Source organism: Alteromonas sp. KUL150 (genome assembly GCF_009811475.1).
Classification (GTDB): Bacteria; Pseudomonadota; Gammaproteobacteria; order Enterobacterales; family Alteromonadaceae; genus Alteromonas; species Alteromonas gracilis.
The window spans coordinates 1-13476 of sequence record NZ_BLIJ01000082.1; the positions used below are offsets into that span (position 1 = coordinate 1).

At 45.5% G+C, this 13476-nt stretch carries 12 protein-coding genes; 8 read left to right on the top strand and 4 right to left on the bottom strand.

Going from position 1 to position 13476, the window contains the following annotated elements:
- Positions 1-77: 77 nt before the first annotated feature.
- Positions 78-893: a mechanosensitive ion channel family protein gene (locus GVO62_RS18525; RefSeq protein WP_159120515.1), complete on the top strand. Its 816-nt coding sequence runs from the start codon at positions 78-80 to the stop codon at positions 891-893.
- 83 nt (positions 894-976) lie between these two features.
- Here GVO62_RS18525 and gloA2 read toward each other — a convergent pair whose 3' ends face one another.
- Together gloA2 and GVO62_RS18535 are read right to left on the bottom strand one after the other, a co-directional pair.
- Positions 977-1360, bottom strand: a complete 384-nt coding sequence (gene gloA2 / locus GVO62_RS18530) for an SMU1112c/YaeR family gloxylase I-like metalloprotein (protein ID WP_159120516.1) — start codon at positions 1358-1360, stop codon at positions 977-979.
- 20 nt (positions 1361-1380) lie between these two features.
- The gene (locus GVO62_RS18535) at positions 1381-2331 is read right to left on the bottom strand and encodes an aldo/keto reductase (RefSeq protein WP_159120517.1); all 951 of its coding nucleotides are present in this window, start codon (positions 2329-2331) and stop codon (positions 1381-1383) included.
- A 268-nt stretch (positions 2332-2599) separates the two neighbouring features.
- Between GVO62_RS18535 and GVO62_RS18540 the strand changes: the two genes are divergently transcribed.
- The 5 genes from GVO62_RS18540 to GVO62_RS18560 all read left to right on the top strand — a co-directional run bounded on the left by GVO62_RS18540 (position 2600) and on the right by GVO62_RS18560 (position 7378).
- The gene (locus GVO62_RS18540; protein ID WP_159120518.1) at positions 2600-3142 is read left to right on the top strand and encodes a lipocalin family protein; all 543 of its coding nucleotides are present in this window, start codon (positions 2600-2602) and stop codon (positions 3140-3142) included.
- 101 nt (positions 3143-3243) lie between these two features.
- Positions 3244-4290 (top strand): dihydroorotase, encoded by a 1047-nt coding sequence (gene pyrC / locus GVO62_RS18545; RefSeq protein ID WP_105932679.1) that lies wholly within the window; start codon positions 3244-3246, stop codon positions 4288-4290.
- Positions 4260-5567: a substrate-binding periplasmic protein gene (locus tag GVO62_RS18550; protein WP_159120519.1), complete on the top strand. Its 1308-nt coding sequence runs from the start codon at positions 4260-4262 to the stop codon at positions 5565-5567. The genes pyrC and GVO62_RS18550 overlap by 31 nt, the downstream gene beginning before the upstream one ends.
- Positions 5567-6946, top strand: a complete 1380-nt coding sequence (dbpA, locus tag GVO62_RS18555) for an ATP-dependent RNA helicase DbpA (protein WP_159120520.1) — start codon at positions 5567-5569, stop codon at positions 6944-6946. The genes GVO62_RS18550 and dbpA overlap by 1 nt, the downstream gene beginning before the upstream one ends.
- Positions 6947-6979: 33 nt before the next feature.
- Positions 6980-7378 (top strand): ACT domain-containing protein, encoded by a 399-nt coding sequence (locus tag GVO62_RS18560; RefSeq protein WP_159120521.1) that lies wholly within the window; start codon positions 6980-6982, stop codon positions 7376-7378.
- A 2-nt stretch (positions 7379-7380) separates the two neighbouring features.
- On the opposite strand, the gene GVO62_RS18565 is transcribed toward GVO62_RS18560, so the two are convergent.
- Together GVO62_RS18565 and GVO62_RS18570 are read right to left on the bottom strand one after the other, a co-directional pair.
- Positions 7381-8052 carry a lysoplasmalogenase gene (locus GVO62_RS18565; RefSeq protein ID WP_159120522.1) on the bottom strand — a complete coding sequence of 224 codons (672 nt, stop codon included), beginning with the start codon at positions 8050-8052 and terminating at the stop codon, positions 7381-7383.
- A 119-nt stretch (positions 8053-8171) separates the two neighbouring features.
- Positions 8172-10238 (bottom strand): M13 family metallopeptidase, encoded by a 2067-nt coding sequence (locus GVO62_RS18570; RefSeq protein ID WP_159120523.1) that lies wholly within the window; start codon positions 10236-10238, stop codon positions 8172-8174.
- Positions 10239-10497: 259 nt separating this feature from the next.
- Between GVO62_RS18570 and GVO62_RS18575 the strand changes: the two genes are divergently transcribed.
- Both GVO62_RS18575 and GVO62_RS18580 read left to right on the top strand, forming a co-directional pair.
- On the top strand, positions 10498-11124 hold the full coding sequence (locus tag GVO62_RS18575) for an RraA family protein (protein ID WP_159120524.1): 627 nt from the start codon (positions 10498-10500) through the stop codon (positions 11122-11124).
- Positions 11125-11467: 343 nt separating this feature from the next.
- A complete protein-coding gene (locus tag GVO62_RS18580; RefSeq protein ID WP_159120525.1) occupies positions 11468-13309 on the top strand; it encodes an ABC transporter ATP-binding protein in 1842 nt (613 codons plus the stop codon).
- Positions 13310-13476 lie beyond the last annotated feature (167 nt).

Here is a 13476-nt window from a genome sequence, read left to right on the forward strand (position 1 = left end):
CTGAGAGGGTAATTGTCTATGCGGAGTGGTATACTCTTCACCTATTCAAGTATCACCGCTAATTGTACTCACGCTAAATGGATGAATTAAAACAAGCGCAAGCGCTATACGACACACTGGTTGAATTTGCAGTGACCTACAGCTTCCAAATTGTAGGTGCCATCATCATATTTTTCATTGGTTGGTGGGTTGCCAACAAAATAGGCCATGTGGTTGAAAACCTAATGGTAAGCAAAGGCATTGATGTCACGCTTAGTCGTTTCACTGGTGGCGCCTGTAAATTGGTGGTACTTGGGCTTGTCATCATCATTGCGTTAGGCAATGTTGGTATTAGTGTTACGCCACTCATTGCTGCGTTAGGCGCAGTGGGCTTGGGGGCAGGCCTTGCCATTCAGGGAATGCTGGCAAATTATGCGGCTGGATTTACCATTATCATCACTCGCCCCTTTGTTGTGGGAGATACCATTCGCGTTCGTGGGGTTGCCGGTGTTGTCGATCAAGTGATGCTGCCCTACACCATACTTATCGACGAAGATAATGTGCATATTCAAATTCCCAATAAGCTTATTGTAGGCGAAATATTGCACAACTCTGCAGAAAATATGCTTATCGAGTTGGAAATCGGTGTTGCATACTCTAGTAATGTAGACAACGTAATTGACGTAATTCGAAACGCGGTTAAAACCGTTGACGGTGTAAGCATTGAAAAGTCACCGGCCATTGGCGTTGATAACTTTGGCGATAGTAGCATCAACTTTGGAATTCGGGTGTGGGCACCCGCGGTCAGGCATTTCGAGGTGCGATATGCACTCAATCAAGCTATTTTTAACGCACTTCAACAGCATGATATTGATATTCCATTTCCGCAGCGGGAAGTTAGAATGCTCGATTAGTCCAAATGATCAGACGCTTTAACTAAAAAATGCCGAATAAAGACACGCTTCTATTCGGCATTTTTTTAATAAAAGAACGCCCTTTAGCGCTCATATAACTCTAGAGGTAAACCGTCAGGGTCTTGGAAAAACGTAAATCGTTTGCCGGTATATTCATCAATTCTTACCGGTTCGCATTCCACGCGCTTTTTCGTTAAGTGATTAATCACTTCGTCCAAGTTGTCGACTTTAAATGCCAAGTGCCGGAGCCCCTGTGCTTCGGGGCGTGACGGCCTTTGCGGTGCGCCTGGAAACGAAAACAATTCTATTTGACTACCGTCAGGCAAGCCCAAGTCGCACTTATACGAATCCCTGGCTTCTCGGTAATTTTCATCAATGATAGAAAAACCTAAGACGTCCGTGTAAAACGCCTTTGATCGCGGGTAATCGCTACAAATAACAGCAACATGATGAAAACCTTTCAACATACTATTTCCCTCGGTGATTCTTATGGCATCTCTTGGCCGCGAGCTACCTCAAATAGCTTATACCAGTGCTCTCGGGTCAGGTGGACACCCATCGCTTTCTGACTAGCCTTAATCCTTTCAACGTTGGTACTACCCAAAACCGGAGCAATATTTGCGGGATGGCGCATAAGCCAAGCCAACACAATAGCTTCGGGTGTCGTTTGATATTCACCCGCAAGATGCGCAACCAAATCAGCCGTGTCTTTATCACTACTCGTTTCTGCCGTTGCACCCGTATACTTGCCTTGGGCCAAACTTCCCCATGCCTGCAGCTGTACATTGTTCATCATGCAATATTCAAGTGTGCCAGGCGCGTACCCGATGTTGCGGTTTGCAGCATTGTTGGTTGTAATACCGTCTTCTAACCAGTCTCTAAAACCCAAGCTCATTTCTAACTGGTTGGCGACTATCGGCGTTGAGAGCGCTGATTGAAGATAGTTAATTTGGTGCCCGTGCATGTTTGATACGCCCACATGCTTAATTTTTCCTTGCTGTTGTAAAAGCTGTAGTGTCCCCGCGACTTCTTCTAACTCCATTAATGGATCAGGGCGATGAAGCAATAAAACATCAAGCTGCTCTATGCCTAAGCGTGAAAGAATACCTTCCACCGAGTTGTGGATATGGTTCGCAGAGAAATCGTAACGCTTTGGTCCCAAATCATCTTCAAAGCGTATTGCACATTTTGATTGGATGATCATGTTATCTTTTAACTCGGGCGCTTCTTTCAGTGCCTCACCAAAGGCAGTTTCGGCTTTGCCAAAGGTATAAATATCGGCGTGGTCAAATACGTTAATATCTAGGTCTAAAACGGTGTCGATAATGGAGCGGGCTTGGCTAATATCATCTTTTGTGACAGGTGAATCATTCCAACCTCCACCGAGCCCCATGCACCCGTAAATTAATCGGCTTGCGTGTGGAAAATGTGCGTTCATTTGTTCTACTTCCTATTCAAAATATCGAGTGGACAAGACGTTAAGGCACTCGTTATTGGTATCAATTCGTTGTTACTCGTCAGGCACTGTAATATGAGGGCACTCATAATAAAAGTTTGATTAGGCGAAATTATTTTTTATAACGACAGCTGGCTTATATCGAATGGTCGAGCCTCACATTGAGGGTCAATGCTCTGTTGTGTCAAGCGACGGCCGTGTTGAGTAGCAACGCGCCTTTGCTATAAAAAAGTTTAAGGAGAGAGAACATATGTTTAAAAAACTGATTTTTGCGATGGCAAGCGGGATTTTCCTTTTGGGTATATCCGGATGTACTGGTGTACCTGAAAAGGTTACACCGGTTAATGAATTTGAGCTTCCTCGTTACTTAGGTAAGTGGTACGAAATTGCAAGATACGATCATAGTTTCGAGGAAGGGTTAAGCAATGTTACAGCAACCTACAGCATGCGCGATGACGGTGGTGTAAAAGTTATCAATCGTGGTTTTTCTAAAGAAGACAACGCTTGGGATGAAGCGGAGGGCAAAGCGTATTTTGTAGATTCCCCTTCAATCGGACACCTTAAGGTCTCTTTCTTTGGCCCATTTTATGCGAGCTACGTAATCATGGAACTAGATAAAGAAGGATACCAATACGCGTTAATCACCGGCCCTGATAAAGACTATCTTTGGATCTTAGCTCGCACGCCCTCAATTGCCGATGATGTGCGTTCTCAGCTTTTAGATACAGCCACAGCTGCTGGCTATGACGTCAACAAGCTAATTTGGGTAGAGCACGAAAAAAATCAGCCATAGCCCAAAACCGTAGTCTCGTTCTGCGCGCAAAAATTGTGAGTTGTGCTATTATTGCGCGCAATATATCCCTCTGTTTGAATAAGTACTAAGAGAGACAAGGCATGCAAACGCTCACCATTACCACGCCAGATGATTGGCATCTTCATTTTCGCGATAACGAAATGTTGGCAGAAACCGTTCCGGCAACCGCGCGCTGCTTTCAACGTGCTATTGTAATGCCGAACCTTGTGCCGCCTGTGGTCAATGCTGATATGGCGATGGCATACAAAAGCCGTATTGAGGCTGCAAGACCTAGTGGCAGTAGCTTCGAACCATTAATGACCCTGTTTCTTACTAATCAAACAACACCTCAAGATATTGTTGACGCCAAGCAAGCCGGTGTCACGGCGTGCAAGTTGTATCCTGCGGGAGCAACGACGAATTCTGACGCGGCAGTAAAAGGTATTCAGGCTTTATACCCTGTATTCCAAGCCATGCAAGAACAAGGTTTGTTGCTACTCATTCACGGGGAAGTGACAGAGCACCACATCGATATTTTCGATCGTGAAAAAGTGTTTATCGATACACACCTAGGCCCAATCGTTGAGGCGTTTCCAAAACTAAAAGTAGTGTTTGAGCATATTACGACCGCAGATGCGGCAAGTTTTGTTGCAAGCGCGAGTGATTTTGTTGGTGCCACCATCACTCCTCAGCATTTATTACTAAATCGCAACGACCTTCTCGTGGGGGGAGTACGGCCACACAATTATTGTTTGCCAGTACTTAAACGCAATACGCATCAAAAAGCGCTTCGCGATATGGTGGCGAGCGGCAATAAAAAGTTTTTTCTAGGAACAGATTCAGCGCCTCACGCGAAACACAAAAAAGAAAACGCATGTGGCTGTGCGGGTTGTTACAGTGCGTGGTCGGCAATTGAGCTTTACGCAGAAGTGTTTGAACAGCTAGGCGCAATAGACAAACTAGAAGGCTTTGCCAGCCATTATGGTGCAGATTTTTATGGTTTACCGCGAAATACAACTACAATGACATTAGTTAAAGAGTCGTGGATGGTGCCAGAACAAGTTACCTTAGCTGATGGCACCGATATGGTCCCATTCTTCGCCGGACAAACGTTACAATGGAAACTAGAAAAGGCTTTCCAAGCCTAATTGTACTCATTGCTTGTTTAAGTGCCCTGTGGATCAATTCCGCAAGGGCACAGGTCCTTTTTCAGTCCGATACCCATGACTTGCAAAATGTGTTTTCTCAACCTCTGCGAGAAAGCATCGATGAGTATGCCCGTATGGTGCTGGAAAATGCCTTATCATCGGAGCAAACTGAGCTGCTACCTATGTCAGATGAAGAGCAGGCGAGCCCTCGTCTCTATCTTAATCTAATTAGAACGGCAGATAATGAACGGGAGTATTATTGGATATCTCCATTGTTTGCTTTTGAGTGTGGCGAGACCGTGCCCTGTACGCCGAACGCAGGGAATCAGCTAAAAGAAGTCGCGGTCAGCTATATTGCTATCGATAAAAATTCCACCTCTTTTCAATTTGCAGAACGCGTAAGCGAAAAAATTAGTGAGTATAAAAACTCTGAGGACTTTCACCTGCTTGCTAATAATGTGAAATCTACGCTGTCAGTGAGCTTTTCCGAGATAGAGCTAGCCTATGGTCTTGTGAGTCTAGTAGGTCAGTTGGATGCTGATGCAAGCGACCTTTGGGTAATTGCAGACGTGGTTCCACTCTTTTCTGAAAAGGGGGAGCGGGGCAAGTTAAAAGGCATCGCTGCTGACCTTGTTAATAGCGTTCTCAAAGAAATTTCCTTGCCACAAGATATATTGTCGGCGCCTTGGGAGCGCATTGCTAAAGAGGCGATGTCTAAATCGAACGTATTGGTTTTTGCCGTTATTCGTACGGAAGAAAGAGACGATGTGTTTCACTGGATAACGCCGGTGTCACGCAATCTGCACGGTCTCTACGGCATAAATAAACCCCATTTTGAAATCTTTGATGATGTACCGCGAACATTCAGAGTAGGGACGCTATTAGAAGACTATCGCTATAACGTTGCCCTTGAAAATGGATTTAAAGTGAGCGCTTATGGCTCTTGGAACGAGCTAGTTGAAGCATTATTTAACAACGAAATAGATACGATTTTCGGTTCTCAGGGCGCGATTGACTTTGGATGCAATCCAAATCAATTCAAATGTGAGACAATAACACTTTCAAGTAAGTACGATATCTCAACGGCCTACCTAGCACTATCCAAGAAAGACACCTGTGTTTTGGTTTTAGAAAAGCTCAAGTTAGCGGCGGCCGATGTGAAAATGAGTGATGAATTTAATGAGCGGCTTTCTTCATGGAGTGACATGGTGTCCCAAGAATACGGCATAGCTCATCATACCGAACATGGTGTAGTGCACCTTTGGAACCCAAATTAATGACAGTTGAAACAGTAAAGCAATTAGATATAAATCCCGCCATCGCAAAGGCGCTAGACTCACAAGGTATACACCAGCTCTCTCCCATACAGTCGCAGTCACTTCCAGAGGCATTGCAGGGTAAAGATGTTATCGGTCAGGCCCAGACCGGCAGTGGCAAAACGCTGTGCTTCGTGATCCCCGCGTTGCAGCAGATAGAAGTGAATGACTTCACTACGCAGGCAATTATGCTTTGCCCTACGCGAGAATTAGCTGAACAAGTCGCGCAGCAGTGCCGTACTGCGGCAAAAGATATCGGTAACATCAAAGTGACCACCTTGTGTGGTGGTCAGCCGATGGGGCCGCAAATTCAATCGCTTAAACATAGCCCGCATATCATTGTAGGAACGCCAGGCCGCGTAATGGATCACGTTGAGAAACGCCGCATTGATTTACGTAATGTAAAATTACGCGTTCTTGATGAAGCGGACCGCATGTTAGACATGGGGTTTGAAGATGACCTGCGGGTTATTTTTGGTCAAACGCCAAAACAGGTACAAACTCTGTTGTTCTCTGCCACCTTCACCGAACAAATTGAGCGTGTGGCAAAGCAGTACCTGCATAATCCGGTAACTTGCAAAGTAGAATCTCAAGAGAATAAGCCTGCAATAACTCAGCTGGGTTACAACGTATTACCTCACACCCGCACGCAGGCACTTAAAGCGGTGTTGACGGAATATCAGCCTAAAAATGCCATTGTTTTCTGTAACCGTAAAACTCAGGTCAATGACGTCGTAGATGAATTAATTGAAGACGGTTTTAGTGCAAAAGGGCTTCAGGGGGATATGGAGCAGCATCAAAGAACCTCTGTGTTGATGCAGTTTGCCAGCGACTCATTGCAAGTGCTTGTTGCCACGGATGTAGCAGCCCGAGGATTAGATATAGACGATGTTGCCTGTGTTATAAACTACACCGTGAGCGAAGAGCCCGAAACCCATATTCACCGGATAGGACGCACAGCGCGAGCAGGTGCAAAAGGCATGGCTATCACTCTGGTAAGTGATGAGGAAGAGCATTTTTTAAGAAAAATAGAAGTGCTACAGGAAAGCGATATTCCACTTAAAGGCGCGCAAAGTTTACGGTTCCATAAAAACAAAATTACTCAGCCTGAGTTCACCTGTATTTCATTAAGCGCCGGTAAAAAAGAAAAACTTCGTCCTGGTGATTTAGTTGGGGCGCTGACCAAAGATGCGGGAATTCCTGGCGATGACCTAGGCAAAATCGCAGTTCAAAACAGTATGAGTTTTGTCGCTGTAAAAGCGCGTAGCGTGAAAAAAGCCATGACGCAGTTCAGAGAGGGTAAAATTAAAGGTAAGCGTATTAGAGCTAAAAAGCTTTAATCAAATCATAGCTTTAAAATAAAAGAGCGTATCGTGATAGCCGAAACCGACTTAAGCGTGTTACTTAAAAACTTAAATCCCGTGGCGAGTAGTGAAAATTATGTTTTCACTACACTGCCTGCCGACAAGTTATCAAGCACGCTTGTCTCGGTGGCTAAAGGCATGTTTCAGGAATGCGAGGGCACAACGCTCATCCTGCCAGTGGCCGCGGCCAAGCAAGCTAATCTGCAATTTGAAGGCTACTACCGCTGTATAACGTGTGAAGTGCATTCAAGTTTGGAAGCGGTAGGCATGACTGCAGCTATGTCCACCGCGCTGGGTAATGCGGGAATTAGCGCAAACGTGGTGGCCGCGTATTACCATGACCATATTTTTGTGCCAGTTGAAAAAGTCGATGTGGCGCTAGACGTTTTAACGTCGTTGTCTAACTAATCCTACCTTGTCTGTTTTCTTAATAACGCGTTAACAAGGCCCACCGTTAAACAATATTGCGCGGCATAATACGTCGTCATAACCCAAAAGGCTGATGATGGAAGCGGCGTTTTAAAAACCGACTGGGCGAGAATGGCATCTGAGACCACAAAAAGCATAGCGCCAGCTATAATTAGCTTGGTTCGTGCCAGGCACACTGCGGCTAACCCCATTAGCGTGATAACGCTAATATAGGCGACGACAGGGTAAAATAAGCTTTTCGATGCTGGCAGGATATGGGCAGCCATCAGCGTGGCGAAACTAACGATAATAATACTAACTAGCCACTTAGTTTTGTGCGAAATAACATCGTCGGTGTGTATTCTTTGTTGACGGCAATGCAGTGAAGCAAAGCATACGGCGTAGGATAAATGCGCAAGGAAAAAGCACGATAATCCAGTTATAAAACTGTCCTCAAACGGTATAGCCAGACTAATATCTCCAGCCATGCTAAAAAGTAGTGCAGCCAACACGACATATCGCGGCGTACTATTAAGCTTTATAAACGCAAATACCATCAGTACACAGATGGGAAGCGCTTTAGGTAGGAATTGTGCGACATAAGGTGAAAACGGCAACGTCGCTAAGTAAAGCAGCGCCAAGATCATAAAAACGATAGTTGCTCTTACATTCATATTTAGTTATCTAAAACAGCTTAATTCTATTTTTGTTACACCACGAAAAAGCCCCAGTTTGACGAACAAAACATGGGGCTTTAACTGACGTATTATCTACGCGCGCATGTGTATGCGAATTACCAAATTTTCACGCGTTCTTCTGGTGGTAAATACAACGCATCTTCTTCGGTCACGTTAAACGCTTCGTAGAATTCAGGCACGTTGCGAACAGCACCGTTAGTGCGGAACTTGGTAGGTGAATGAGTATCGGTTTGTACTTGGCTGCGCAAGGCTTCTTCACGGTATTTGCTGGCCCACACTTGGCCGTAACCAATGAATACACGCTGATCGCCAGTAAAACCATCTAGTTCAGGCGCTTTTTCACCATCAAGAGACAGATGATAAGCTTTAAGTGCGATGCTGATGCCGCCAAGGTCGCCGATGTTTTCACCTAAGGTATATTCACCGTTCACGTGCAAGTCTGGCAGAACCTCAAACTGGTTATACTGTTCAATTAAGTTTGCAGTGCGTGCTTCAAACTCGCCGCGATCTTCATCAGTCCACCAGTTTCTCAGAACGCCGTCACCGTCGAAAGTTGACCCTGAATCATCAAAACCATGGCCAATTTCGTGACCAATTACTGCGCCAATACCACCGTAGTTAACCGCGTCTTCGGCGTTCATATCAAAGAACGGAGGTTGCAGGATAGCCGCAGGGAATACAATTTCGTTTAGCGGTGGGTTGTAGTAGGCATTAACGGTTTGTGGTGTCATGCCCCATTCATGGGTCCACACTGGGCCGCCTTGTTTCTTAAGCATTTCTTCGTACAGCACGTCCGAAGAACGCTTTAAATTTCCAAACAGGTCACTGGCATTAACTGTCAGCGCTGAGTAGTCTCTCCACTGGTCTGGGTAACCAATTTTCACGGTAAACTTAGACAATTTGTCCAGCGCTTGCGCACGAGTTTCATCTGTCATCCAATCAAGATTTTCGATACTTTCTTTGTAAGCTAACAACAGGTTATTAACCATTTCCATCATGCGATCTTTCGCTTCAGGCGGGAAGTGCTGTTTTACATAGACCTTACCGATAAGTTCACCAACGTGGGCATTTGAAAGACTCACTGCACGACGCCATTGTGGCTGCTGCTCTTCTACGCCGCGAAGCACTTTGCTGTAGAAGTTAAAGTTTGCTTCATCGAGTTCGGCGTTCAGACGGCCGGCAGACGCATTTAACAAGCCCCATTTAAGAAACGTCTTCCAGTCCTCAAGTGAGGTTTCAGCAATAACGCCATCAATGTTTTGCATGTAGTCTTTTTGTAAAATGCCGAGTGAAGGAATGTCGCTAATGTTAGCTTCAGAAAGGTAAGCGTCCCAGTCGAACTTAGGCATTAAGGCTTTGAGCTCTTCAATGTTTAGCTTGTTGTAATTGGCAGCAAAGTTACGGGCTTGCTCTTTTTTCATGTGCAGTTGAGCAATCTTCGTCTCTAGCGCGAAGAGCATATCTGCGCTTTCTTTAGGCGCCTCGAAGCCCGCTAGCTCAAACATGGTTTGGATATGTTTAACGTAGGCATCACGAATGGTTTGTGACGTCTCATCGTCCTTGAAATAGTACTCGCGCTCAGGAAGCCCCAGTCCCGACTGCCACGTATACATCAAATATTCTTTCGGCGATTTAAGATCTGGATATTGGGTTAGGCTAAATGGTGTGCCGTAGCCATAGCGAGCGGCGTATGCGAAGTACTCGGCAAGGTCGGTATAGTCTTCAATAGCATCAATCTTGGATAGCTCAGGTTTTAGCGGCGTCGTGCCAAGCTCGTTGCGGGTCTCCATGTCCATATAGGCACGGTAGAAATCCCCCACTTTCTGTTCGTCGCTTCCCGCTTTAAAGTCACCTTCGGCAGATGATTTAATAATGTCCATTACGTGGTCTTGCGCTTCATCGCGAAGGATCACGAAAGAGCCGTAGCTCGATTTGTCTGCCGGTATTTCAAAATTATCAAACCATTTGCCGTTTACATAGCGGAAAAAGTCATCACCTGGGTCAACAGACAAGTCCATATTTTCTTTTATAACACCTGAGGAAAGCTGCTGTTGAGCCTCTTCAGTGGCCGCGCTTTGTGTCTGTTGTTCTGTGGACGAATTTTGTGGGCTACAAGCCGTTAAGGCCAGCGCCACGCTTAAGCTTAAAACGCTACGTAACATGTCGAGTTTTTCCTTTTTATTTTATCGGTAGTGGTGACATCTACCGTTAATTTGTTTTTGGCTCGAGGCAATAGCTCTCTCATTTGCTTGAAAGGTTAAGAACTTGAAACACCTACTCGCCTTTTATAATCACACATGTTTTTAGCATGGCAGTGCTAACAGAAAAAGTGTTTATAGTGAAAATACACAGCTTGTAACAACTTGGGGCCTTAATTTCGTTATAGTGATTTCTCTCACCAGAAAAAAGACAGGAAAGGCAATGGAATTAGACAATATCCCTTTTGACAGCGTCTCGCCTTGCGAATACGCAGATGCGCTTCCAAGAGACCAGTTTATGGATTACGCCATAAAACCTTTATGGGATGGTATCCCGCGTATAGCTGGCCCAGCTTTCACCGTAAAATGTGAACCAGGAGACCATCTTATGCTCCATGCGGCAATTTATCGCGCAAGCCCTGGTGACATTATTGTCGTAGAGGCCGATGACAAGTTCGCTGTCGCTGGTGGTAATGTGTGTGCAATTGCGCAGGCTCGCGGGATCAAAGGTTTTGTTATTGACGGTGTGATTCGTGATATTGCAGAAACACGCGAAAACAAGTTTCCCGTGTTTGCTCGCGGTGTGGTACCTAAGCCGGGTGCAAAAAAATGCATATCGCCGCTGAATGAACCAGTGAGCTGCGGTGGTGTTGTAGTTAACGCGGGAGACATTATCGTGGCGGACGAGGAGGGCATTGCTGTTATTCCAAAAGCGGATGCATTAACGGCCTTTGACACTGCCAAAAAGCGGGCCGAGAAAGACGGGGCTATGACGTTAGCGCAATGGCAGGCCGAGCACGTCAAAAAAGTGGAGAGTATTCTGACAGAACTCGGATATACAAACGAGTAGTCTTACCAATTAAACGAACCGTGTTTGTCTATGTCGCTGCCAGCGGTTCACGACATCATCTAATTGGGGCTGGTTGTTCAGTCAAACCACCTAACAGCTTCTCTTTGTTTAGCAGCCATGACCAAGTGTTCTATCAACGGGCGTGGTCATGAGCTTTCTAACACGGTAAAAGAGAAAGGAAATCAGCCCTTATTACTCCATAGTATTAACTAACTTTAAATGAACTTTGCGGTAAAACATGACGCAAAGTTCAACACGCGTTTTTATATCGTGTAGAATTGTGACCTAGCATTTTGGGGCATGCGTAAATGTGCTCTGTCACTGAATAATTAACGAGTTTTACATGTTTTCATTTTTTGAAAAGCTTACCCAGCCTTTCCCTGATACGCCACCTACCCAACCACCGCAAGGCATTGTTGCTTTTTGTAAGTATTATACCAAAGGTATGTGGGGCGTAATTCTCACCGTTTCCGTGCTAAGTGCAATTGTTGCCATGCTAGAAGTGGCATTGTTTGGTTTCTTAGGACAGCTAGTCGATTGGTTTTCCGAGCAAAATCGCGAAACATTTTTAGCCGACCAAAAGTTTACACTTATAGGAATGGGAGTTACCGTACTTGTACTAATTCCCCTGTTTATTTTGCTTCGCTCCTTATTTTCCCGTCAGTCGTTGATGGGGAACTACCCAATGCGCATTAGATGGCAGGCGCACCGCTATTTGCTGGGTCAAAGCCTAACGTTCTTCCACGATGAATTTGCCGGGCGTGTTGCCACTAAGGTAATGCAAACCGCACTATCAGTGAGAGAGACCGTGACTAAAGTTCTCGACTTGCTGGTGTATATCAGTGTTTATTTTATCTCAATGGTTGTGCTTATATTCAGCACTGACTGGCGCCTAGCCATGCCGCTTATCGTGTGGTTCTTTGTGTACATTGGCATCTTAAAAGTGCTGGTGCCTAAACTAAAAGAAGTATCGCAAAAACAAGCAGACGCGCGTTCATTAATGACGGGGCGTATTGTTGATAGCTATACCAATATCACAACGGTAAAGCTGTTTTCACATAGCCGCCGTGAAGCGGATTACGCAAAAGAGAGCATGGATGGTTTTCTTAAAACGGTTTACCCGCAAATGCGTTTGGTCACCGTATTGGAATTCTGCGTGGAAATGGCTAACGCCATTCTCATTTTTACTGTGGGCGCGCTGTCTGTGTACTTGTGGATGGAAAACATCGCGAGCCCCGGTGACATCGCCATTGCTATAAGTTTGTGTCTTCGTTTAAACGGCATGTCCCACTGGGTAATGTGGGAAGTATCAGGCTTATTTGAAAACTTGGGCACAGTGCAGGACGGCATGAACACGCTGGCTCAACCTATTGCGGTTAAAGACAAACCCGAGGCAAATGCACTTAAAGTTAGCGGTGGAGGTATTACGTTTGATGATGTGAACTTCTCGTATTCTGGTGCTGATGACAAACCTATCGATGTCTTTTCTCACTTGGATTTAAGCATTAAGCCAGGGGAGAAAGTTGGCTTAGTGGGGCGTTCTGGTGCAGGTAAATCGACCTTGGTAAATTTACTTATGCGTTTTTACGACACCCAAAGCGGCCGCATCATTATCGATGGACAAGATATCACTCACGTTGGGCAAGAAACCCTGCGTGCCAAAATCAGTATGGTGACACAAGATACCTCGCTTATGCATCGTTCGGTGCGCGACAACATCCTTTACGGACGCACGGATGCTACCGAAGAAGACATGATCCGCGCTGCCAAGCAGGCCGAAGCACATGACTTTATTCTGACCCTCACCGATAGTTACGGAAGAACAGGATACGACGCACATGTAGGTGAACGGGGTGTGAAACTTTCTGGTGGGCAGCGACAGCGAATTGCGATTGCTCGGGTATTGCTCAAAGATGCGCCTGTGCTTGTACTAGACGAAGCGACATCTGCATTGGATTCAGAAGTCGAGGCGGCCATTCAAGCTTGTCTAGACAAAGTAATGGAGGGCAAAACCGTGCTCGCTATTGCACATCGCTTGTCAACGATAGCGCAAATGGACCGGTTGTTGGTGCTCGATAAAGGCAATATTGTAGAGCAGGGCACACATGCAGAACTCATTGCTCATAATGGTATTTATGCGAAGCTGTGGGCGCATCAAACCGGTGGTTTCATTGGGGTAGAATAAATCTTAGAAAGAAATAATAGGAAGAGCATTTGGGAGCGATAAACCGCTTGTATCTTGAAAGTGGTTAAGTATAATACGCGTCCCTCCCTTGCGATACCGCACTTTCCTTAGAAAAGACGCACAACTCCCAAGGGCAGTGTAAGTAAATTTTGTGATGTAGACACCAC

Bases quoted from the DNA above. Each gene is read 5' to 3' on its own strand.
- GVO62_RS18540 (WP_159120518.1), top strand. From the start codon at position 2,600: ATGTTTAAAAAACTGATTTTTGCGATGGCAAGCGGGATTTTCCTTTTG.
- GVO62_RS18525 (WP_159120515.1), top strand. From the start codon at position 78: ATGGATGAATTAAAACAAGCGCAAGCGCTATACGACACACTGGTTGAA.
- GVO62_RS18570 (WP_159120523.1), bottom strand. From the start codon at position 10,238: ATGTTACGTAGCGTTTTAAGCTTAAGCGTGGCGCTGGCCTTAACGGCT.
- gloA2 (WP_159120516.1), bottom strand. From the start codon at position 1,360: ATGTTGAAAGGTTTTCATCATGTTGCTGTTATTTGTAGCGATTACCCG.
- GVO62_RS18535 (WP_159120517.1), bottom strand. From the start codon at position 2,331: ATGAACGCACATTTTCCACACGCAAGCCGATTAATTTACGGGTGCATG.
- dbpA (WP_159120520.1), top strand. From the start codon at position 5,567: ATGACAGTTGAAACAGTAAAGCAATTAGATATAAATCCCGCCATCGCA.
- GVO62_RS18550 (WP_159120519.1), top strand. From the start codon at position 4,260: ATGGAAACTAGAAAAGGCTTTCCAAGCCTAATTGTACTCATTGCTTGT.
- GVO62_RS18575 (WP_159120524.1), top strand. From the start codon at position 10,498: ATGGAATTAGACAATATCCCTTTTGACAGCGTCTCGCCTTGCGAATAC.
- GVO62_RS18580 (WP_159120525.1), top strand. From the start codon at position 11,468: ATGTTTTCATTTTTTGAAAAGCTTACCCAGCCTTTCCCTGATACGCCA.
- GVO62_RS18565 (WP_159120522.1), bottom strand. From the start codon at position 8,052: ATGAATGTAAGAGCAACTATCGTTTTTATGATCTTGGCGCTGCTTTAC.
- pyrC (WP_105932679.1), top strand. From the start codon at position 3,244: ATGCAAACGCTCACCATTACCACGCCAGATGATTGGCATCTTCATTTT.